Source organism: Pseudomonas sp. GYB4201, from assembly GCF_056312595.1.
Genome location: NZ_JBWGIG010000002.1, coordinates 214,545 through 234,908 on the forward strand (window position 1 = coordinate 214,545; position 20,364 = coordinate 234,908).

General features: G+C 64.5%; 23 protein-coding genes and 1 riboswitch. Of the genes, 10 read left to right on the top strand and 13 right to left on the bottom strand.

Annotated elements, in window-relative coordinates:
• Window positions 1-118: 118 nt before the first annotated feature.
• The 5 genes from AC0Z2B_RS03165 to AC0Z2B_RS03185 form a co-directional block, all read right to left on the bottom strand.
• Complete coding sequence (locus AC0Z2B_RS03165) at window positions 119-1,801, bottom strand: long-chain-fatty-acid--CoA ligase (protein WP_473005415.1); 1,683 nt, start codon at window positions 1,799-1,801, stop codon at window positions 119-121.
• A gap of 126 nt (window positions 1,802-1,927) precedes the next feature.
• Complete coding sequence (locus AC0Z2B_RS03170; protein WP_476295091.1) at window positions 1,928-2,557, bottom strand: LysE family translocator; 630 nt, start codon at window positions 2,555-2,557, stop codon at window positions 1,928-1,930.
• 177 nt (window positions 2,558-2,734) lie between these two features.
• Window positions 2,735-4,081: a glutamine synthetase family protein gene (locus tag AC0Z2B_RS03175; RefSeq protein WP_476295092.1), complete on the bottom strand. Its 1,347-nt coding sequence runs from the start codon at window positions 4,079-4,081 to the stop codon at window positions 2,735-2,737.
• 22 nt (window positions 4,082-4,103) lie between these two features.
• Window positions 4,104-4,661, bottom strand: a complete 558-nt coding sequence (locus tag AC0Z2B_RS03180; protein WP_416422545.1) for a helix-turn-helix domain-containing protein — start codon at window positions 4,659-4,661, stop codon at window positions 4,104-4,106.
• Between the two features lie 12 nt (window positions 4,662-4,673).
• Window positions 4,674-5,963, bottom strand: a complete 1,290-nt coding sequence (locus tag AC0Z2B_RS03185) for an NAD(P)/FAD-dependent oxidoreductase (RefSeq protein WP_476295094.1) — start codon at window positions 5,961-5,963, stop codon at window positions 4,674-4,676.
• A 130-nt stretch (window positions 5,964-6,093) separates the two neighbouring features.
• On the opposite strand from AC0Z2B_RS03185, the gene AC0Z2B_RS03190 reads away from it, so the two are divergent.
• The 3 genes from AC0Z2B_RS03190 (at window position 6,094) to AC0Z2B_RS03200 (ending at window position 8,947) form a co-directional block, all read left to right on the top strand.
• On the top strand, window positions 6,094-7,059 hold the full coding sequence (locus AC0Z2B_RS03190; RefSeq protein WP_476295095.1) for a 2-hydroxyacid dehydrogenase: 966 nt from the start codon (window positions 6,094-6,096) through the stop codon (window positions 7,057-7,059).
• A gap of 50 nt (window positions 7,060-7,109) precedes the next feature.
• A complete protein-coding gene (locus AC0Z2B_RS03195; protein ID WP_476295097.1) occupies window positions 7,110-8,105 on the top strand; it encodes a methyltransferase in 996 nt (331 codons plus the stop codon).
• 42 nt (window positions 8,106-8,147) lie between these two features.
• Window positions 8,148-8,271, top strand: a riboswitch (yybP-ykoY riboswitch).
• 88 nt (window positions 8,272-8,359) lie between these two features.
• Entirely contained in the window at window positions 8,360-8,947 is a 588-nt protein-coding gene (locus AC0Z2B_RS03200; RefSeq protein WP_027979127.1) for a TMEM165/GDT1 family protein, read from the top strand.
• A 67-nt stretch (window positions 8,948-9,014) separates the two neighbouring features.
• On the opposite strand, the gene AC0Z2B_RS03205 is transcribed toward AC0Z2B_RS03200, so the two are convergent.
• From AC0Z2B_RS03205 to AC0Z2B_RS03215, 3 genes are read right to left on the bottom strand one after another with little or no spacing between them, the layout of a single operon-like run.
• Window positions 9,015-9,635, bottom strand: coding sequence for an SOS response-associated peptidase (locus AC0Z2B_RS03205; RefSeq protein WP_416422541.1), 621 nt, complete (start codon window positions 9,633-9,635; stop codon window positions 9,015-9,017).
• A gap of 36 nt (window positions 9,636-9,671) precedes the next feature.
• Complete coding sequence (locus AC0Z2B_RS03210; RefSeq protein ID WP_416422540.1) at window positions 9,672-9,932, bottom strand: putative signal transducing protein; 261 nt, start codon at window positions 9,930-9,932, stop codon at window positions 9,672-9,674.
• Window positions 9,932-10,120 (bottom strand): CPXCG motif-containing cysteine-rich protein, encoded by a 189-nt coding sequence (locus AC0Z2B_RS03215; RefSeq protein ID WP_008371118.1) that lies wholly within the window; start codon window positions 10,118-10,120, stop codon window positions 9,932-9,934. The genes AC0Z2B_RS03210 and AC0Z2B_RS03215 overlap by 1 nt, the downstream gene beginning before the upstream one ends.
• 102 nt (window positions 10,121-10,222) lie before the next feature.
• On the opposite strand from AC0Z2B_RS03215, the gene AC0Z2B_RS03220 reads away from it, so the two are divergent.
• Both AC0Z2B_RS03220 and AC0Z2B_RS03225 read left to right on the top strand, forming a co-directional pair.
• Window positions 10,223-11,389 (top strand): 1-acyl-sn-glycerol-3-phosphate acyltransferase, encoded by a 1,167-nt coding sequence (locus AC0Z2B_RS03220; protein ID WP_476295098.1) that lies wholly within the window; start codon window positions 10,223-10,225, stop codon window positions 11,387-11,389.
• Window positions 11,390-11,549: 160 nt separating this feature from the next.
• Window positions 11,550-11,756, top strand: a complete 207-nt coding sequence (locus AC0Z2B_RS03225; RefSeq protein WP_416422538.1) for a hypothetical protein — start codon at window positions 11,550-11,552, stop codon at window positions 11,754-11,756.
• A gap of 66 nt (window positions 11,757-11,822) precedes the next feature.
• On the opposite strand, the gene AC0Z2B_RS03230 is transcribed toward AC0Z2B_RS03225, so the two are convergent.
• Window positions 11,823-12,407: a YajG family lipoprotein gene (locus AC0Z2B_RS03230; RefSeq protein WP_416422537.1), complete on the bottom strand. Its 585-nt coding sequence runs from the start codon at window positions 12,405-12,407 to the stop codon at window positions 11,823-11,825.
• Window positions 12,408-13,185: 778 nt separating this feature from the next.
• On the opposite strand from AC0Z2B_RS03230, the gene mqo reads away from it, so the two are divergent.
• Window positions 13,186-14,700 (top strand): malate dehydrogenase (quinone), encoded by a 1,515-nt coding sequence (gene mqo / locus AC0Z2B_RS03235; RefSeq protein ID WP_416422536.1) that lies wholly within the window; start codon window positions 13,186-13,188, stop codon window positions 14,698-14,700.
• Between the two features lie 54 nt (window positions 14,701-14,754).
• Here mqo and AC0Z2B_RS03240 read toward each other — a convergent pair whose 3' ends face one another.
• From AC0Z2B_RS03240 to AC0Z2B_RS03250, 3 genes are all read right to left on the bottom strand, one after another.
• Window positions 14,755-15,042, bottom strand: a complete 288-nt coding sequence (locus AC0Z2B_RS03240; protein WP_476295100.1) for a PA4642 family protein — start codon at window positions 15,040-15,042, stop codon at window positions 14,755-14,757.
• Window positions 15,043-15,108: 66 nt separating this feature from the next.
• The gene (locus AC0Z2B_RS03245; protein ID WP_476295102.1) at window positions 15,109-15,579 is read right to left on the bottom strand and encodes a hypothetical protein; all 471 of its coding nucleotides are present in this window, start codon (window positions 15,577-15,579) and stop codon (window positions 15,109-15,111) included.
• Window positions 15,580-15,758: 179 nt separating this feature from the next.
• Window positions 15,759-16,316, bottom strand: a complete 558-nt coding sequence (locus AC0Z2B_RS03250; protein WP_416422533.1) for a hypoxanthine-guanine phosphoribosyltransferase — start codon at window positions 16,314-16,316, stop codon at window positions 15,759-15,761.
• Between the two features lie 164 nt (window positions 16,317-16,480).
• Here AC0Z2B_RS03250 and upp point away from each other — a divergent pair, with 164 nt between their 5' ends.
• From upp to AC0Z2B_RS03270, 4 genes are all read left to right on the top strand, one after another.
• Window positions 16,481-17,119 (top strand): uracil phosphoribosyltransferase, encoded by a 639-nt coding sequence (upp, locus tag AC0Z2B_RS03255; protein ID WP_416422532.1) that lies wholly within the window; start codon window positions 16,481-16,483, stop codon window positions 17,117-17,119.
• A gap of 2 nt (window positions 17,120-17,121) precedes the next feature.
• Window positions 17,122-18,384, top strand: coding sequence for a uracil-xanthine permease family protein (locus AC0Z2B_RS03260; protein ID WP_416422531.1), 1,263 nt, complete (start codon window positions 17,122-17,124; stop codon window positions 18,382-18,384).
• 182 nt (window positions 18,385-18,566) lie between these two features.
• Entirely contained in the window at window positions 18,567-18,854 is a 288-nt protein-coding gene (locus tag AC0Z2B_RS03265; RefSeq protein ID WP_476295104.1) for a type II toxin-antitoxin system HigB family toxin, read from the top strand.
• 3 nt (window positions 18,855-18,857) lie between these two features.
• On the top strand, window positions 18,858-19,262 hold the full coding sequence (locus tag AC0Z2B_RS03270; RefSeq protein WP_476295106.1) for a helix-turn-helix domain-containing protein: 405 nt from the start codon (window positions 18,858-18,860) through the stop codon (window positions 19,260-19,262).
• A gap of 66 nt (window positions 19,263-19,328) precedes the next feature.
• Here the strand turns inward: AC0Z2B_RS03270 and hemH are convergent, their stop codons facing one another.
• Window positions 19,329-20,351, bottom strand: coding sequence for a ferrochelatase (gene hemH, locus AC0Z2B_RS03275; protein WP_476295107.1), 1,023 nt, complete (start codon window positions 20,349-20,351; stop codon window positions 19,329-19,331).
• Window positions 20,352-20,364: the final 13 nt, after the last annotated feature.

Consider the following 20,364-nt stretch of genomic DNA (forward strand, 5'->3'; position numbering starts at 1 on the left):
TTTTGCGTGGCAAAAGACTGAATGTATGGAGGTGGCAGGAGGCCGGCTGCCAGCCGGTTCAGCACAGCGTGTAGGAGACCCGAAGCCGCTGCCAGTGGCAGCAGCTTCGGGCCGGGCGTTACAGCGTGGACAGCAGGCTGCTGTTGCTGGCCTGCCACTCGGCGATGTCGAGGCGGATTTTCTTCTTGTCCAGCTTGCCGACGCTGGTCTTGGGAATTTCCGGCACCACGGCGATCTGGCTGGGGATGGCCCACTTGTTGATGTGGCCCAGCTCGACGAACGGCTGCAGGTGGTCCTTGAGGGCGCGGGCATCGGCGCTTTGGCCTTCGCGCACCACCAGCAGCGCGAACGGCCGCTCGCCCCACTGGGCGTCGGCGATGCCGACCACGGCCACTTCCTTGACCGCCGGGTGACGGCTGATCAGGTCTTCCAGCTCCAGCGACGACACCCACTCGCCGCCGGTCTTGATCACGTCCTTGATACGGTCGCGAATGTCGATGGCGCCGTTGCCGTCCAGGGTGGCCACGTCACCGGTGTGCAGCCAGCCGCCCTTCCACAGTTCGGCGCCCTTCTCGGGCTCGCGGTAGTAGCCCATGGTCAGCCAGGGTGCGCGCAGCACCAGCTCGCCCTGGGTCTCGCCGTCGTGGGGAAGGAAGTTGCCGTCGGCGTCGATGATTGCCGGTTCCACCAGCGGCACCGGCACGCCGGCCTTGATGCGGTAGGTGGTGCGCTCGTCTTCAAGGCCCGCCAGCAGCTCTTCGTTGATGTGCGCGGCGGAAATCAGCGGGCAGGTCTCGGACATGCCGTAGGCGGCGGTCAGCTGGATGCCGCGGCCTTTTGCGGCCTCGTACAGCGCGCGGTTCAGCGAACTGCCGCCGATGATGATCTTCCAGCCGCCGAAGTCCTGGCCCTGGCCGGTCTTGCAGTTGAGCAGCATCTGCAGGATGGTCGGCACGCAGTGGGAGAACGAGACCTTCTCGCGCTTCCACAGCTCCACCAGCATTTCCGGCTCGTAGCGGCCCGGGTAGACCTGCTTGATACCCAGCATGGTGGCCACGTAGGGCACGCCCCAGGCATGCACGTGGAACATTGGCGTGATGGGCATGTAGACGTCGTTGGTGCCCATGAAGCGGGTGCTGTCGAGGCTGCCGGTGACGGTGGCCAGGCTCAGGGTGTGCAGCACCAGCTGGCGGTGGGTGAAGTAGACGCCCTTGGGGTTGCCGGTGGTGCCGGTGGTGTAGAAGGTGGTGGCCACCGAATTCTCGTCGAAATCGGGGAAGTCGTATTTCGGGCTGGCGGCGGCCAGCAGTTGCTCGTACTCGCCCACCAGGTTGGGCAACTCGGCGGTCTTCTGCGCGCCGTCGGTCAGCAGCAGGGTCTTCTCGACGGTGGTCAGGTGCGGCGCAATGGCCTGGTACAGGCCGACGAAGTCGCTGTTGACCAGCACCAGCTTGTCCACCGCGTGGTTCATGGTGAACAGGATCTGCTCGGGGGAAAGCCGCACGTTGACGGTGTGCACCACCGCGCCAATCATCGGAATGGCGAACATGGCCTCCAGGTAGCGATGGCTGTCCCAGTCCATCACTGCCACGGTGTCGCCCGCCTTTACCCCCGCCTCGGTCAGCACGTTGGCCAGGCGCGCGATGCGCTCGGAGAGCGTTGCATAGCTGTAGCGCAACTGATCCCGGTAGACAATCTCGCGGGTTTTCTCGTAACGGCTGCCCGACATCAGCAGCCGCTTGATCAACAGAGGGTATTGGTAAGCACCATCGGCCGGCGGAATAACGCGAGTCTGCATCATGAGGATCCCTATTCTGAGTGCAAATGCATGGCAAATACTTTCACACTTTAGACCCTGCGGGGCACAGCATAATCATTGGAAATTATTTCCGATGATGGCATCCAGCCTGCCATGCCCCCGGGGGCTTCAGTGCATTTCAGTCAGAGCAATTTTCACGCCCAGGGCGATCAATACCGCGCCCATGCCACGGTCGAACCAGTGGCCCAGGCGGGCGAAGCCGTCGCGCACGCGCTGCTGGCTGAACAACATGGCCACCAGGCAGAACCAGGCCGCGGTGGCGAATGCCAGATATACACCATAGCCTGCCTGCACCAGCAAGGGGGTGTGGGGATTGATGACCACGGTGAACAGCGACAGGAAGAACAGCGTGGCCTTGGGGTTCAGGCCGTTGGTCATGAAACCCGCGACGTAGGCGGCCTTGGGGCTGCGCTGCTGCGGCTCGGCCTTGAAGGTCTCGGCGCCTGGCGCTGCGGGCTTGGCGCGAATGGCCTTGAAGCCGATGTACAGCAGGTAGGCGGCGGCCAGCCATTTCAGGGCGTTGAACAGCACGATGGACTGCGACACGATCAGGCCGATGCCCAGCAGCGAATAGCCCACGTGGAGGAAAATCGCCGAGCCCACGCCTAGGGCCGTCCAGGTGCCGGCGCGCCGGCCGTGGGTCACGCTTTCACGCACCACCACGGCGAAATCGGGGCCGGGGCTGGCGACGGCCAGCAGGTGAATCAGCGCAACGGTGAGAAATTCCATCCAGTACATCAGGGGCCTCCAAGGGCTTTTGTCATAGGCAGTTACAAAACCCCGAAGATAACAAAAAACCCTTGTAGCCGCTGCCGCCAGGCTGCGCTGGCCTTTGTGTACACTGGAAATCTGCAGTGAGGCACAAGGCCAGCGCAGCCTGCGGCAGCGGCTACGCAGTGCGGGGCGGCGTGTTTTTCAGAGGAACCAGCGGTATTCGCGCGCAGCTATCTCGTCGAGGAACGCCAGGTGGTCCTGGCGCTTGTTTTCGCAATAAACCATGACAAATTCACTACCCAGCCCCTCGCGCACCGCGGCATGGCCCTGCATGTGGCGCACGGCGTCGAGCATGTCCTTGGGAAAGTCGATGCCGCTCTGGCGGTTTTCATTGAGCGGGGCGATGGGTTCCAGCCCCGCCTCCAGGCCGTGTTCCATGCCGGTGAGGATGGCCGCCAGCACCAGGTACGGGTTGGCGTCGGCCCCGGCCAGGCGGTGTTCGATGCGCAGGTTGCGCGGGTCGGACTCGGGGATGCGGATGCACGCGTCGCGGTCCTCGAAGCCCCAGCTGGCGCGGCTGGCGGCGTTGACCATGGCGCCATAGCGGCGGAAGGCGTTGTGGTTGGCCGCGAAGATCGGCATGCAATGGGGTAGCAGCGCCAGGCAACCGGCCACCGCGTGGCGCAGCGGCCGCTGGTCATCGGCGGCCAGCAGGTTGTTGCCCGCGGCGTCGTAGAGGCTGACGTGCACGTGCATGCCGCTGCCGGGCGCGTGCAGGTAGGGTTTGCTCATGAAACTGGCGCGGTGCCCATGCTTGAGCGCCACGCCGCGGGTGCTGCGGGCGAACAGCGCGGCCCAGTCGGCGGCACGCAGGCCGTCGTCGCAGTGGGCGAAGTTGATCTCGAACTGGCCGGGGCCCAGCTCGGCGGTGATGACGTTGGCCTCCACCCCTTGCTGGTTGGCGGTCTCGACCATGTCATGGAGCACCGCGGCGTAGCGCGACAGGCGCTCGATGTGCATGTTGGGCTGGTCGTCCTCATCGCCGCTGCTGGCGTCGCGGGGGAATTGCGGCAGGCCGTCCTTCAGCGCGCGGTCGAACAGGTAGAACTCCAGCTCGAAGGCCACCACCGGGCGAATGCCCTTGCGCGCCAGGCGCTGCATCACCTGCGCCAGCACTTCGCGCGGTTCGAACTCGATGGGCGCGGCGGTGCCATCCGAGCTGATCAGCATCTGCCCCAGGGGCTGGCCTTCCCAGCTCACCGGCTTGAGGGTGCCGGGAATCAGCCGGCGCGGCGCGTCCGGGTCGCCGTCGTTGAAGCAGTAGTCGCCAATGGCATGCAGCCCGCCCTGGGCGCCCAGCAGCACGCAGTTCTGCGGCAGCTTGAGGGGCCCACCGGCCGCGACTTTCTCCAGCATCTCCACCGGGTAACGCTTGCCGTAGAAGTGCCCGGGGATGTCCAGGGCAATCAGGTCGACGTAACGCACCTGCGGATGGCTGGCGCGGAAGGCGCGCACTTCACTGAGCAGGTCGGGCGTGGCGGGGCTCATCGTTTTTTATCCTTGTTATCGATCAGTTGAACACCCACAACACGCGGGTGGCTTGGTCGGTACGGTTGGCGTAGCGAAACTGGGCGTGGGGCGGCAGCTGGAAGCTGTCGTTGGCGTGCAGGGTCACCGGCTCGGCGTCGCCGTCCAGCCATACGGTCAGCTCGCCTTCGAGCACGAAGCCGCCCTGCTCGGAACTGTCGTTGAGGTGCCCGTCACCGCTGGTGGCGCCCGGTGCCAGGTGGCTTTCAAGCATGGAAAAGCCGCCGGCGATGGTCGGCGAGGCCAGCACGTCGGTGATGCCGCCGGCGTAGTACAGGGTGCGGCGGTCACTGGGGCGGGTAACCCACTGGCGTGCCCGCGGGCGCTCCGGCGCGTAGAAATAGGTAGTGGGCACGCCCAGCGCCTCGCTGATGGCGGTGAGGTCGGCCACCGTCGGGCGCGACAGCCCGCGCTCCACTTGGGACAGGAAGCCCACCGAGCGGTCGATGCGCTTGGCCAGCTCGCCCAGGGTGAGGTTCTTGTGCTTGCGAAGGTCGCGAATCAGGATCGCGAGGCTGTCGATTTCTGCCTGCATGTTCATGGGAGATGCCCGTCAAATTACGTCACGAAGCCGGTACCAGGCCTTGCCGGCGGCTTCCAGGGGGGCGGCCAGCCAGCGGCCACCGGGAAAGCGCGGATTGTCGAGCGCCTGGTACAGGCGCAGCAACCGCGCGTCGCCGCCGATGGCGTCGGTTACCGCCTTCGCTGCCGCCAGGGTGGGCAGCACGCCGTGGCCGGAGAAGCCCTGCAGCCAGTAGCACTGGCCATCGCGGCCGACGTCGGGGGTGCGTTTCATGCTGATGTCGATATGGCCGCCCCAGGCGTAGTCCAGCGCCACGCCCTTGAGCTGCGGGAAGGCGCGCTCCAGGTACGGCCGGGTGGCCGTGGCGACGTCCTTGGGAATGCCACCCAGGTAGGTGCAGCCGCCGCCGAACAGCAGGCGGTGGTCCGGGGTCAGGCGGAAATAGTCCGGCACGAACTGGTTGTCGATCACGCAGCTGTTGCGCGGCAGCAGCGCCTGCGCCAACGCCGGGGCCAGCGGTTCGGTGGCCACCTGGTACGAGCCCACTGGCAGTACGCGGCTGGAAATGCTGCGGTCCAGGCCGTCGAGATAGGCGTTGCAGGCCAGCACCAGCACGTCGCAGCTGACTTCACCGTGCTCGGTGCGGGCGACGAACCCTTCACCATGGCGACGGTAGCCCAGCACCTGGCTCTGCTCGAACAGGCGGCCGCCGGCCTGCTCGATGGCGGCGGCCAGGCCCTGGGCCAGTTTCAGCGGGTTGAGGTGGGCGCCACGCGGGTCTAGCAGCGCAGCCTTGTAGCGTGGGCTGTCGATCCACTGGGGCAGCTCGTCACGGTCGATGAAGCGCACCTGGTCGTCGCCCCACTTCTCACGCGCCTCGCGCTGGGCGTCGCGCAGCTGCTGTACGCGGCTGTCGCGCACCGCCGCCCACAGGCTGCCCAGGCGGTAGTCGACGTCGAAACCATGGCGGCCGGGCAGCTCGCGCAGTTCCTGGCTGGCCCAGACCATGCTGTCCCACAGCTCGCGCGCCCCGGCCAAGCCCAGCCCGCGCTCAAGCGGAGCCATGTCGCACGACCAGCCCAGCAGCGCCTGCCCGCCGTTGCGCCCGGAGGCCGCCCACGCCAGGCGGCTGGCCTCCAGCACTACCACCCGTTTGCCACTCAGGGCCAGGCGCAGCGCCGTGTGCAGGCCACTGAAGCCGCCGCCGATGATCAGCACATCGGCCTCAAGCGTGCCTTCCAGGCGCGGGCGCAGGGGCAGCGCCTGGGGGTAGGTCTGGGCGTAATAGCTTTGCACGTGCTGCGCGGATTGTTTGAACATGGACCGGCCCGTGAATTTTTATTGGATAATTTTCATGAAAATCTAGCACTGAATTTTCACAAAGCAAATCCACCGGAAAATTCGTGTAGGATTTTTCTGCGTGAAACCTACCTCACATGGAGTCCGACCGATGACCGATCTGCGCCGCGCCGTGTTTCTCGACTACAGCTCGCTGGACCTGGGCGACCTTGACCTAACCCCCCTGCACCAGGCCTTCAACCCGCTGGACCTGCACGGTTCCACCCGCCCCGCAGAAGTCATCGAACGCTGCCGCGACGCCCAGGTGATCATCACCAACAAGGTGGTGGTGGACGCCGAAACCATCGCCGCCTGCCCCGACCTGCAACTGATCCTGATCACGGCCACCGGCACCAACAACGTCGACCTGGCCGCCGCCCGCGCCCGCGGCATCGCCGTGTGCAACTGCCAGGGCTACGGCACGCCGTCGGTGGCCCAGCACACGCTGATGCTGTTGCTGGCCCTGGCCACGCGCCTGCCGGACTACCAGAAGGCTATTGCCGCCGGCCAATGGCAGCGCTCCAGCCAGTTCTGCCTGCTGGACTTCCCCATCGTCGAGCTGGAAGGCAAGACCCTGGGCCTGCTGGGCCACGGCGAGCTGGGCAGCGCGGTGGCGCGCCTGGCCGAGGCGTTCGGCATGCGCGTGCTGCTGGGGCAGTTGCCTGGCCGGCCGCCGCGCGAGGACCGCCTGGCGCTGGCCGAGCTGCTGCCGCAGATCGACGCGCTGACCCTGCACTGCCCCCTCAACGAGCACACCCGCAACATGATCGGCGCCGCCGAGCTGGCGCTGCTCAAGCCCGGCGCGTTCGTGGTCAACACCGCCCGTGGCGGCATGATCGACGAACAGGCACTGGCCGATGCCCTGCGCGCCGGCCACCTGGGCGGCGCCGCCACCGACGTGCTCAGCGTGGAACCGCCGGTGCACGGCAACCCGCTGCTGGCCGACGACATCCCGCGGCTGATCGTGACCCCGCACAGCGCCTGGGGCAGCCGCGAGGCGCGGCAGCGCATCGTCGGCCAGGTGGTGGAAAACGCCACGGCGCATTTCAGCGGCACGCCGTTGCGCCAGGTCAACTGACCCCGGGCGGCTCTGGTAGAATCGCCGGTTTTTGACCAGGAGCCCCCACCATGGACCCGCGCAGTGAAGTGCTGCTTCGCCAGGCCGACTTGTTCCAGGGCCGCCTGCTGCTGGCAGGCCTGCCCGCCGACGACCTGCTCGGCACGCTGCCCGACGCCCACGGCTGGTGCTGGCACGCCGGCGACCACAACGCCCTGAACGCCCGCTTCGGTGCCCGCAGCCACTTCGGCACCGAGGCGCCGGCCGGCGACTTCGACGCCGCCGTGCTGTTCCTGCCCAAGTCCCGGGAGCTGGCCAACTACCTGCTCAACGCCCTGGCCTCGCGCCTGGGCGGCAAGCCGCTGTTCCTGGTAGGGGAAAAACGCGGTGGCATCGAAGGCGCGGCCAAGCAGCTGCAGGCGCTGGGCAAGCCACGCAAGCTGGACAGCGCCCGCCACTGCCAGCTGTGGCAGGTCAACATCGACGCCGCCCCCGCCGCCGTCGAGCTGCACAGCCTGGCCCAGCGCTACGAACTGGCCCTGGCCGACGGCCCGCTGACGGTCATCACCCTGCCCGGCGTGTTCAGCCACGGCCGCCTCGACCGCGGCACCGCGCTGCTGCTGGAGCACCTGGACGGCCTGCCGCGCGGCCACGTGCTGGACTTCGGCTGCGGCGCCGGCGTGGTGGGTGCCAGCCTCAAGCGTCGCTACCCCGACAGCCAGCTGACCCTGCTGGACGTGGACGCCTTCGCTGCGGCCAGTAGCCGCATGACCCTGGCGGCAAACGGCCTGGAAGGCGAGGTGATCACCGGCGACGGCATCGACGCCGCGCCCCTGTACCTGGACGCGATTGTCAGCAACCCGCCGTTCCACACCGGGGTGCACACCAACTACCAGGCTTCGGAAAACTTGCTGCGAAAATCGGCACAACATCTGAAAAAAGGCGGCGAACTGCGCATTGTTGCCAACAGCTTCCTGCGCTACCAGCCGCTGATTGAAGAGCACCTGGGCAGCTGCCACGTGCGCGCCGAAGGCCAGGGTTTCAAGATTTACCAGGCAACACGCTGATTAAATTCTTCGCTTGCCCAAATGAAATTCCCTAGGCAGAATCCGCTCCGTCCTAGGGGAGTAGTCTCCCGCAAGCAAACAGCTTGCATGGCATGCGTCAACATACTTGGTCCACAGACCATGGCGCATGCGACCTAACAGCCTGCATCAGACAGGCTCAGGGTTTGACAAGACCTATGACACGCACACCTTACCCGGGGCGGGGAGGCTGTACGTGTCATAGCCGTGTCGACCCGCCCCCATAGGAAATCCTGATGCTGGAATCACTTCTTGTCCCTACCGCGATCGTTGCCCTGGCGGAGATCGGCGACAAGACCCAATTGCTCGCCTTGATCCTGGCTGCGCGCTTCCGCAAGCCATGGCCGATCATTGCCGGTATCGTCGCCGCCACCCTCGCCAACCATGCCGCCGCCGGCGCCGTGGGGGCCTGGTTCGGCAGTTTCTTCTCCGATGCCACGTTGCACTGGATCCTGGCCGCCAGCTTCACCGCCACCGCGCTGTGGACCCTGGTGCCCGACAAGATGGACGACGACGAGGCCAGCACCGCGCGCAAGTTCGGGCCGTTCCTGACCACCCTGATCGCGTTCTTCCTGGCGGAAATCGGTGACAAGACCCAGGTCGCCACCGTGATGCTGGCGGCGCAATACCCGCACCTGCTGCTGGTGATCCTGGGTACCACCCTGGGCATGCTGCTGGCCAACGTGCCGGTGGTGCTGGCGGGCAACTTCGCCGCCGAGAAACTGCCACTCACCCTGATTCGTCGCCTGGCGGCCTGTGCGTTCTTCGTGCTGGCGGTGGTGGCGGTGTACAAGGCCATGCAGGTCAGCGGCTGGGTGGGCTGACGCCGCCTTCGGCAGCTGCTACGCAGGTTGTGTAGCAGCGGCCGGCAGGCCGCGTCAGCAGCACCGCCTAAGCCGGGGTCAAGCACTCCGGCGCATTGAGCTTCGGATCGTTCACCAGGTTGGCCAGCGGCCGCTCGCGCAAGGCGACGGGGTTGCTGGCCAGCAACGACTGCAGCGCCGGCAACGGCGTTGCGGGGTCCAGCCACGCTGCCTGCCCCGCGGCATCGAGAATCAACGGCCGGCGCTGGCTCATGGCCGCCTGGGTCACCACCGCGGTGCTCAGCCACACCTGCTCCTGCACCGGATACGCCTCCCACACCGCCGCGAAAAACAGCGAACTGCCCTCCCCTGGCGTCAGCCAGAACGGCCGCTTGCGCACCGTGCCACGCCATTCGTAGAAGCCGTTGGCCGGCAGCAGGCAGCGACGCAGGCGCAGCGCATCACGAAACATTGGCTGTTCGGCCAGGGTTTCGGCGCGGCCCTGGGCCGGAGTGCGCGACAGGTCGGTGAGCCACGGCGGGGTCAGCCCCCAGCGGGCGCGGTCCAGCTGCAGGCGGCCGTCGAGGTTGCGCTGCATCAGCACCGAATCACCGGGGGAAATATTCCATTGCGCCTGCTGGTCGGCAGGGAAGCCGGGCAAGGCGGCAAAGGCCGGCGACCAGCGAAACAGCGCATAACGTCCACACATGGGGCAACAAGACTCTTCAGATGACAGGCGCGCGGCTCAACACACCAGCACGCCCTGGAAACTATCCGGTTCTTCGCCCGGCAGCGGCAAGGCGGCATTGTACGCGGCGATGAGCTGGCGTGCGTGCTCGGCCTGGTCATTGGCCACGGTCAGGCCCAGCAGGCCGATGGCCGGCAGGTCGCCGATGCCGCCTACCAGGTCGCGCCCCACCAGGTGCGCGGCCACGCCCTCGCTGTCGAGCATGCCCAACAGCATTTCCGCTTCCAGCAGGCTTTCCGGGTCATAGATACGTTGCATCAATCGTTCTCGCCTTTGACGTCGAGCATCCACTCATCATCGTGCACTTGCAGTATGAAGCGGATGGGTTTGCAACACACGGAACAATCTTCCACGTATTCCTGATCGCCGCCAGACAAGTCCAGCAGCACCGGAATCGTTTCACCACAGTAGGGGCACTCGATGTCTTCGCTTTCCTGGAACAGCATGACCGTCTCCCGGTAGTGACTTGTGCGTATAATCGCCGGTCTATTTGAAGGGCTATTGATATGCCCTTACTTCATTACCCTAGCCGTTTCCAACAAGAGAGCATGATGGGCGAATTCGATGCCATCCGACCGTACGACGACGCCGAGGTCCCTGCCGTTCTGGCACGCCTGCTCAGCGACCCGGCGTTCCTCGATATCCTCACCCACTTCCGCTTCCCGCGCCTGGCCGGTGCATTCGGCTGGCTGCTCAAACCTCTTATAGCTCATCGGCTGCGCCGCGAGTTCGCCGGCATCGAAAGTGTCGCGACCTTGCAGGATAAAGTCGAAGTCTACGTGGATCACACCATCGATCGTGCCACTGACGGTGTGACCTACACCGGCGTCGAGCAGTTCAAGTCCGGCAGTGCCTACCTGTTCCTGGCCAACCACCGCGACATCGTCATGGACCCGGCCTTCGTCAACTACGCCGTGTACCACGCCGGGCTGCCCACGCCGCGCATCGCCATTGGCGACAACCTGCTGCAGAAGCCCTTCGTCAGCGACCTGATGCGCCTGAACAAGAGCTTCATCGTGCACCGCTCCATCAGCGGCCGCCGCGAGAAGCTGGCGGCCTACCAGCTGCTGTCGGCGTACATCAACCACTCGATCCGCACCGACTGCCAGTCCATCTGGATCGCCCAGGCCGAGGGCCGCGCCAAGGACGGTGACGACCGCACCGACTCGGCGATCCTGAAGATGTTCCACATGAGCCGCAAGGACGAAGCCTTCGGCGAGGTGATCCAGTCGCTGAACCTGACCCCGGTGTCGATCAGCTACGAATACGACCCCTGCGACCTGGCCAAGGCCCGCGAGCTGTACACCCGCGCCACCACCGGCTCCTACAAGAAGGCGCCGGGCGAGGACGACATCAGCATCGCCCAGGGCATCACCGGCTACAAAGGCCGCGTGCACATCAACTTCGCCCCGCCCATCAGCCAGGCGTTCGAGGACACCAAGCTGCTGGCGGCCGAGATTGACCGGCAGATCCTCGCTGGCTACCGCCTGTTCCCGGTGCATTACCTGGCCTACGCGCAATGGGCCGACGCCGACCCGAGCCTGGCCGTGCCGGCCGCCAGCGACGTGTTCGGCGCCGAGGAACTGGACAAGGCCCGCGCCGAATGGGCCCGCCGCCTGGAAGCCTGCCCGGCCGAGCAGCGCCCCTACCTGGTGCTGCAATACGCCACCCCGGTGCGCAACCAGTACCGCGTGAAAGCCGGCCTGCCGCTGTAACGCCGCCCCCATCGCGACCAAGGTCGGCTCCTACGCAGGCCTTGGTAGGAGCCGACCTTGGTCGCGATGAGGCCAGCACATCGATACATTGACCTGCGTCACACCGCCGTCATCAGAACCCGTCACTCTGTGCACCCTCACCCACGACACGGAGCTGGTCATGTTGCATGCACAGAATCAGGATCGTCTGTATCTGGTTACCCAGAGTGAAGAGCAGGAAGCTCTGATCAACGGTTTATCGTTCAACGTTCACGACCGCCACTGGCTCGTCTACTGCGCCCTGGCCGGCTGCCCCCACGACGACTGCCCGGAGCTGGACGCTGACACCGGCATCAGCTTCCTGGAGCTGTACGCCGAAGCCGCCTGAACCCCGGCCATGAAAAAGCCCGCGCCCCCGTGAAGGAGCGCGGGCTTTTTCGTGACGACGCCTGGATCAGTTGCCCAGGGTACGGCCGATGCTCGGGTCCTTGAACAGGCGGGTCAGGGCGTCGCTGAGCACGTCGCTGACCAGCTTGGTGTTGGTGTCCACGTTCGGCGCCATGCCGAAGCGCTGGTTCAGCGAGGCACCGTAGGCGCCAGCGTAGTGGCGGCCGTTGTTGTTCACGTCGGCACGGAAGTTGGCGCCGATGGTGGCCTCGGTCACGTACATGCCTTCTTTCGGCGACTGGTAGGTGAGGCTGGCCAGGGTCACGGTCAGCACCGGCGCGCTGCCGTTGTTGGCCGACGGGGTGTAGCCCAACAGGCGCACGGCGGCTTCAGCCTGGGCTTGCAGCTTGGGGATCACGTCGTTGGCGTTGACGGTCACCGCGCTGGTTTCCGGGTACAGGCCACCACGGGTGCCCAGGGTTGGCGAAGGACGACCATCCACCACGCGTACCACCACCGGCTGGCCCTGGCCAACGGGCGCCAGCTGCGCGTTCAGCACGGGTTGCGGGCTGAGTTGCTGCGGACTGTTGGCACAACCGGCCAGCGTCAGGGTGGTCACAGCGATCAAACCGAACAACAGGCGTTGCAGCATGCTCATCTCTCCAGGAATAGGCATTGATAGGGTGCCAGTATAACGGTGCGGGCCTGTCAGGAACCAGCATTCAACCTACCCGCGCAAATGTAGGAAAAGTCATGTAGCCAGCGCCGGCCAAACCCCGGAAGGGTGCGATAATCGGTCACGCGGCCACCGCTTGACGTGCCGCGCAAGAAAACTCCACGAATAAAGATCTTTTCTGCGCGTTTCATCGTTATAATCTCCCCCCGATTATAAGGACGTCTCCTGATCGGGCCCCGCAACACCGCTGATGCCTCGCATCCAGCCCTCCAAAGCCCACAGAGAGCCGCCCACACAGGCCAATTGAAGCCGGTGTGCCCGATGCTTTCGGCACTTTCGCCCTTCGCTGGACCTGCCGCTGCCCGCGTCTTCATGGCAGCCTTTTTGAGGTTCACGACTCCAAAAGAGCGTGAAAAAAACGGTTTTCACTACTTCACAAGAGTGTGGCGAGCAAATGAACAGTTTTGCATCTGTACATGCATTAACAACGTCCGGTTCAGCACCGTACGGTCGGCACTGCCGCGCCTGCCTGTCAGGAGCCTGAGGTCGATCACTGGCAACGCGGGCGCATTGACCTAAGTCGAATTGCCCACCGGGCCCGAAAATGAGTTCATAGGGACTTGTTGGACCGGTTGGTAGCGTCCGCACAAGCTTGCGTTTTTTGCGAAGAGTCGGACATGGCACTCCTGGCCTGCTGATGTGTACCGGGACGCCGTGCTGTCAATTTGGTGCTGAAGATTTTGGAGACGCGTTAATGGCGCATAACGAAGCAGTCGACGTGGTATTGGTAGGGGCCGGCATCATGAGCGCCACCCTGGCCGTACTGCTCAAAGAGCTGGACCCGACGATCAAGCTGGAAGTCGTCGAGCTGATGGACTCCGGTGCCGCGGAAAGTTCCAACCCGTGGAACAACGCCGGTACCGGCCACGCGGGCCTCTGCGAGCTGAACTACACGCCGCAGGCCAAGGATGGTTCGGTCGACATCAAGAAAGCCGTGCACATCAATGCCCAGTTCGAGGTGTCGAAGCAGTTCTGGGCGTACCTGGCCAAGCAGGGTACCTTCGGTTCGGCCCGTGCCTTCATCAACCCGGTCCCGCACCTGAGCTACGTCGAGGGTGACAAAGGCATCGACTTCCTGAAGAAGCGTTACGAGATGCTGAAACAGCATCACGCCTTCGCCGACATGGAGTACACCGAAGACAAGGCCAAGATGAACGAGTGGATGCCGCTGATGATGCCAGGTCGCCCCGCCGACCAGGCCATCGCCGCCACCCGCGTCATGCACGGTACCGACGTCAACTTCGGCGCCCTGACCAACAAGCTGCTCAAGCACCTGGCTGCCGGCCCCGACGCCCAGGTCAAGTACTGCAAGCGCGTCACCGACCTGACCCGCAACGGCAGCGGCTGGACCGTCACCATCAAGGACGTCAACAGCGGCAACAGCCGTAAGGTCGACGCCAAGTTCGTCTTCCTGGGCGCCGGTGGCGCTGCCCTGCCGCTGCTGCAGCAGTCGGGCATCGAGGAAGGCAAGGGCTTCGGCGGCTTCCCGGTCAGCGGCCAATGGCTGCGCTGCGACAACCCCGAGGTGGTCAAGCACCACCAGGCCAAGGTCTACAGCCAGGCCGCCGTGGGCTCGCCGCCCATGTCCGTGCCGCACCTGGACACCCGCGTCGTCGACGGCAAGACCTCCCTGCTGTTCGGCCCGTACGCCGGCTTCACCACAAAGTTCCTCAAGCACGGCTCGTTCATGGACCTGCCCAAGTCGGTACGTGCCGGCAACATCGGCCCGATGCTGGCCGTGGCGCGGGACAACATGGACCTCACCAAGTACCTGATGAGCGAAGTGATGCAGTCCATGGAGCAGCGCCTGGAATCGCTGCGCCGCTTCTACCCCGAGGCCAAGGCCGAGGACTGGCGCCTGGAAGTGGCCGGCCAGCGTGTGCAGATCATCAAGAAAGACGCGAAGAAAGGCGGCGTGCTGCAGTTCGGTACCGAACTGGTGTCGGCGGCCGACGGCTCGCTGGCGGCCCTGCTGGGTGCCTCGCCGGGCGCTTCGGTGACTGTGTCGATCATGCTGGAACTGATCGAGCGCTGCTTCCCCGAGAAGTACCGTTCCGAAGCCTGGACCACCAAGCTCAAGGAAATCTTCCCGGCCCGCGAGAAAGCCCTGGAAACCGACGCGGCCCTGTACCGCCGGGTCAGCGCCCAGAGCGACGCCGCGCTGGAACTGGCGCCGCAGGCGAACACCGCCGAGCAGCACCTGGCGTAACTGCCGCCCATGAAAAAACGCCCCTCGGGGCGTTTTTTTTTGCGCTGACGGAAATCAGCCGCGGGCTTTCTCGATGATCTCGATGTAGTCCGGCGCGTTGCGCTGGTCACGGATCAGGGCGATGAAGTCGTTGCCGTGCTCGTCCTTGCCGTCCAGGTCGTAGCCGGCTTCAAGGAAGAACCCCACGAAGCGCTCGAAATCGTCCACGCGCAGGCCGCGGTAGGCCTTGATCAGCTTGTGCAGCGACGGCGAAGTAGCGTCGACCGGTTCGAATTCCAGGAACAACTTGACCTGCTCGTCGCCGATCTCGTCACCAATCAGCTGCTTCTTGTCTTTACGCATTGCCCACTCCAACTCTATCGCGGTCATTTCACGGGACAGCGAGTTTACCCCCGCGCGCCAGGCGGCTCAACGCGCGTGAACGGCGCCCGTGTGCAGGTCAGCCCAGATATGGCCATTGGGGTAGGTCAGGAACTGCACGTACACGGTGTCGTTGCGCAGCAGGTCCATGATGGTGCGGTACTGGCCCAGCGGGTAATTCAGCGTGAGGGTCTTGCTGGCGTCGTCATAGCTGGGCTTCTTCAGGCTTTTGCTTTCGGCGTCGAAGGTCAGCAGCACCTGGCCGATGGTGGCGCCCTTGTTCAGTGGCTTGCCCTTGAGCCGCACCAGCACCGAGGAAGTCACCGGAATGGGCTGCTGGTTGGATAGCCGCTGGTTGCCCACCACCACGGAAAAATCGGTGATCTGCAGCAATTGCTGTTGCTCGGGCTGTTCCTTGCGCAGGCCCAGGTCATCGGGCGGCAGGAACTGGGCGTGCAGGGGGGCGGCGGCGAGGGGCAGACTGGACAGCAGGACAAGTGCGGCAATCATCGAACGCATGGGCGAGCTCCTGGAAGGCAGCCCAGCACTCTAGCACACCCTCCTGGTAACGCGGCCGTTGGCCGCTGCTACACAACCCCCCGTAGCAGCGGCCGCCAGGCCGCGTCTGGGCCGAACGCGGTGTGCCCGGCATTGCGGCAGCGCCGGTGACGCGGCCTTTGGCCGCTGCTACGGGAGGTTTACATGCCTTTTACGGCGTAGATGCCCGCGGCATTGCGCCAGTAGCCCTTGTAGTCCATGCCATAACCGAAGATGTAGCGGTCAATGCACGGCAGGCCCGAATAGGTGGCCTTCAGGCCCGGGCTGGCCTTGCGGTCGTGGTCCTTGTCGATCAGCACGGCGGTGTGCACGGCGCGGGCGCCGGCGTGCTTGCAGAAGTCGATGATGGCGCTCAGGGTGTGACCTTCGTCGAGGATGTCGTCGATGATCAGCACGTCGCGGTCGATGAACGACACTTCCGGCTTGGCCTTCCAGAACAAGTCGCCGCCGCTGGTTTCGTTGCGGTAGCGGGTGGCGTGCAGGTAGCTGGCTTCCAGCGGGAACTTCAGCTGGGTAAGCAGCTTGCCGGCGAAGATCAGGCCGCCGTTCATCACACAGAAGACCACCGGGTTGCTGTCGGCCATCTCGGCCGTGATCTGCGCGCCAACACGAACGATGGCAGCCTCTACTTCGGCTTCGGTGTACAGGCAGTCGGCCTCGTCCATGACTTGACGGATATGCTCGAGATCAGCGGACATGACGCTCTCCAAAGGGGGGGTGGTCTGAGAAAAGCGGGCAAAGGTACGCATCCGTTCGGGACAGATCAAGCTTTTCTGGACTAACGTCCAGTATGTCTGCACGACAGTGCCATCCGAATAGATTAATCTAGCGCGGTTTTTTTGCCCGCCCGGAGCCTTTCCCCATGCCAATCCTCGAGATTCGCCACCCGCTGATCCGCCACAAGCTCGGCCTCATGCGCCGTGCCGACATCAGCACCAAGAACTTTCGCGAGCTCGCCCAGGAAGTCGGCGCGCTGCTGACCTATGAGGCCACCAAGGACCTGCCGCTGGAAACCTACGACATCGACGGCTGGTGCGGTACTGTCCAGGTCGAGAAAATCGCCGGCAAGAAGATCACCGTCGTGCCTATCCTGCGCGCCGGCATCGGCATGCTCGAAGGCGTGCTCAGCCTGATCCCTGGCGCCAAGGTCAGCGCCGTGGGCGTTGCCCGCAACGAAGAGACCCTGGAAGCCCACACCTACCTGGAAAAACTGGTGCCCGAGATCGACGAGCGCCTGGCCATGATCATCGACCCGATGCTGGCCACCGGTGGTTCCATGGTCGCCACCATCGACCTGCTGAAGAAAGCCGGCTGCAAGGACATCCGCGCCATGGTGCTGGTGGCTGCGCCCGAAGGCATCGCCGTGGTCGAGAAGGCCCACCCGGACGTGAAAATCTACACCGCCTCGGTTGACCAGCGCCTGAACGAACACGGTTACATCATTCCTGGCCTGGGCGACGCCGGCGACAAGATCTTCGGCACCAAGCAGAAGGACGCTTGAGCATGGCCGACGAGTTCAACGACCCGCTGTGGCGCCAGATCCTCTCCGGTGCGCAAATGCTTTTCGTGGCATTCGGCGCGCTGGTGTTGATGCCGCTGATTACCGGCCTGGATCCCAATGTCGCGCTGTTTACCGCAGGTCTCGGGACTCTGCTGTTCCAGATCGTCACCGGGCGCAAGGTGCCGGTGTTCCTGGCCTCGAGCTTCGCCTTCATCACCCCCATCATCCTCGCCAAGGGCCAGTTCGGCCTGGCCGAGACCATGGGCGGGGTAATGGCGGCCGGCTTCGTCTACACCTTCCTGGGCCTGGCCGTGAAGATCAAGGGCACCGGTTTCATCGACCGCCTGCTGCCACCCGTGGTCATCGGCCCGGTGATCATCTCCATCGGCCTGGCCATGGCGCCGATCGCCGCCAACATGGCCATGGGCAAGGCCGGTGACGGCACCGAACTGCTGCCTTACAGCACCGCCATGTTCATCTCCATGCCAGCGCTGCTCACCACCCTGATCGTCGCCGTATTCGGCAAGGGCATCTTCCGCCTGGTGCCGATCATCGCCGGCGTGCTGGTGGGCTTCGGCCTGTCGTTCGCCTTCGGCGTGGTCGACACCGCGAAGATCGCCGCCGCCTCCTGGCTGGCGCTGCCGCACTTCACCGCGCCGGCGTTCAACTGGCAGGCCATCCTGTTCATCGTGCCCGTCGCCCTGGCGCCGGCCATCGAACACATTGGCGGCGTCATCGCCGTGGGCAGCGTCACCGGCCGCGACTACCTGAAGACCCCGGGGCTGCACCGCACCCTGCTGGGCGACGGCATCGCCACCACCGCCGCCGGCCTGTTCGGCGGCCCGCCCAACACCACCTACGCCGAAGTGACCGGCGCGGTGATGCTGACCAAGGCCTACAACCCGAAAATCATGACCTGGGCGGCGATCTTCGCCATCAGCCTGGCGTTCATCGGCAAGTTCGGCGCCCTGCTGCAAAGCATCCCGGTGCCGGTGATGGGCGGCATCCTCTGCCTGCTGTTCGGCTCCATCGCCGCGGTGGGCATGAACACCCTGATCCGCCACAAGATCGACCTCAGCGAGGCGCGCAACCTGGTGATCATCTCGGTGACCCTGGTGTTCGGCATCGGTGGCGTGCTGATCGGTACCGGTACCGGGCCGCATGACTTTGGCCTGAAAGGGATTGCGCTGTGCGCCGTGGTGGCGATTGCGCTGAACCTGATCCTGCCGGGGCATGGGGAGTGGAAGGAGAAGGTTGGGGAGTGATTTGCTGACCTTGTGAAACACCGAACGCCGTTACTCGCTTTTAGTGGGTAGCGGCGTTTTGCGTTGTACAGCCCTCCCTTTCCCTCCCAGCACCATCCATCAGGCACTCAATATTCGAATTTGCAATACGGGAGGTAAACGGCTACCGTAGAGATATTGCAAAAACAAATATAAGGGAGCCGATGCGAGTCATTTCGTACAAACGAATCAAGGAAGCACAGGAACGGTGGCCGCAGACAGCAACTTCCCTGCAAAGCTGGTACGAAAAGATAATGCGAAACGACCCGGTGAATTTCGCGCAAATGAAGTCGATTTTTCCCGCCACCGATTTCGTGGGCAAATTTCATGTCTTCGATATTGGCGGAAACAAGATCAGACTCATTGCCGGCGTCTCGTACAGCACGCAACAGGTCTTCATCAAGCATGTGTTAAGTCATGCGGAATACGACAAAGACAAGTGGAAGGTTTAATACATGAACGCCATGGTAGAAGCAGCCAAAGAACACTGGTCGTTTGTGGCTCCACTGCTGAGCCCGCCTCAAAACGAGGAACAATACGACGCGCTGGTCGATGCATTGGACGAGCTCCAGGAAATTACTGGCTACGACAACAACCACCCGCTGGACGGCTTGGTCAACATGATCGCTGCCCTGATCGAGGCCTATGACCTGCGAGTACGCCCGATGCCAAGAGCCTCAGGCATCGACGTACTGCGCTCGTTCATGGAAGAGCACAAGCTTACTCAGGCCGACCTCCCTGAGCTGGGCAATCAATCGACGGTCTCGCAGTTGCTGTCGGGCAAACGCAAGCTAAGCGTTCGTCAGATTCAGGCGCTGGCCCAGCGCTTTGGCGTCACGGCTGAGACGTTCCTGGGGTGAGAAGACATTATTGGTTATAAAAAGTCGGCCCGTAGCCGCAGCCCGATGGTTGGGCTACGGGGCGTGTCACGCCATGACGGGCGCCCGCTCACAAAGCACCTTCAACGCCTCCCCCCACTGCCGGTTGTCATTCAAACAAGGCACCAACACCAACTCCTCCCCCCCCGCCTCGATAAACTGCTCCTTGCCTCGATCACCAATCTCCTCCAGCGTCTCGATGCAATCGGCGACGAACGCCGGGCACATCACCAGCAAGCGTTTCACGCCCTGCTTGGCCAGCTCGTCGAGGCGTGCCTCGGTGTAGGGTTCGATCCATTTGTTCTTGCCCAAGCGCGACTGGAACGACACGGACCACTTGCCGTCCGGCAGGCCCATTTTTGCCGCGAAGGCGGCGGCGCTGCGCATGCACTGGCCGCGGTAGCAGTTGGCGAGCACTTCGGGGCTGGACTCGGCGCAGCAGTCGGGGCGGCGCACGTCGTGGCCGGGGTTGAGCTTGGTCAGGTGGCGTTCGGGCAGGCCGTGGAAGCTCAGCAGCAGGTGGTCGAACGGCTGGGCGTCCAGGTACGGCCTGGCGCTGGCCACCAGGGCGTCGATGTACTCGGGTTGGTCGAAGAACGGCTGCAGCAGCTTGAAGCGCACCGGCAGCTTTTTCTCCTGCACCACCTTTTTCGCTTCCTCGATGACCGTGGTCACGGTGCTGTCGGCGAACTGCGGGTACAGCGGCGCCAGGGTGATGTCGCGCACGCCCTGGGCGGCCAGGCGGGTGAGCACGGTGTCCAGGGACGGCTCGCCGTAGCGCATGGCGATTTCCACCGGGCCGTGGGTCCACTGTTCGCGCATCACCGCTTCCAGGCGGCGGGTGAGCACGACCAGGGGCGAGCCTTCGTCCCACCAGATGCTGGCGTAGGCGTGGGCCGACTGCTCCGGGCGCTTGATCAGGATCAGCGACACCAGCAGCCGCCGCACCGGCCAGGGCAGGTCGATGACGTACGGGTCCATCAGGAACTGGTTGAGGTAGCGGCGCACGTCGGCCACGGAGGTGGAAGCTGGCGAACCCAGGTTGACCAGCAGCAGAGCGTGATCGGTCATGCAACGTCCTAAT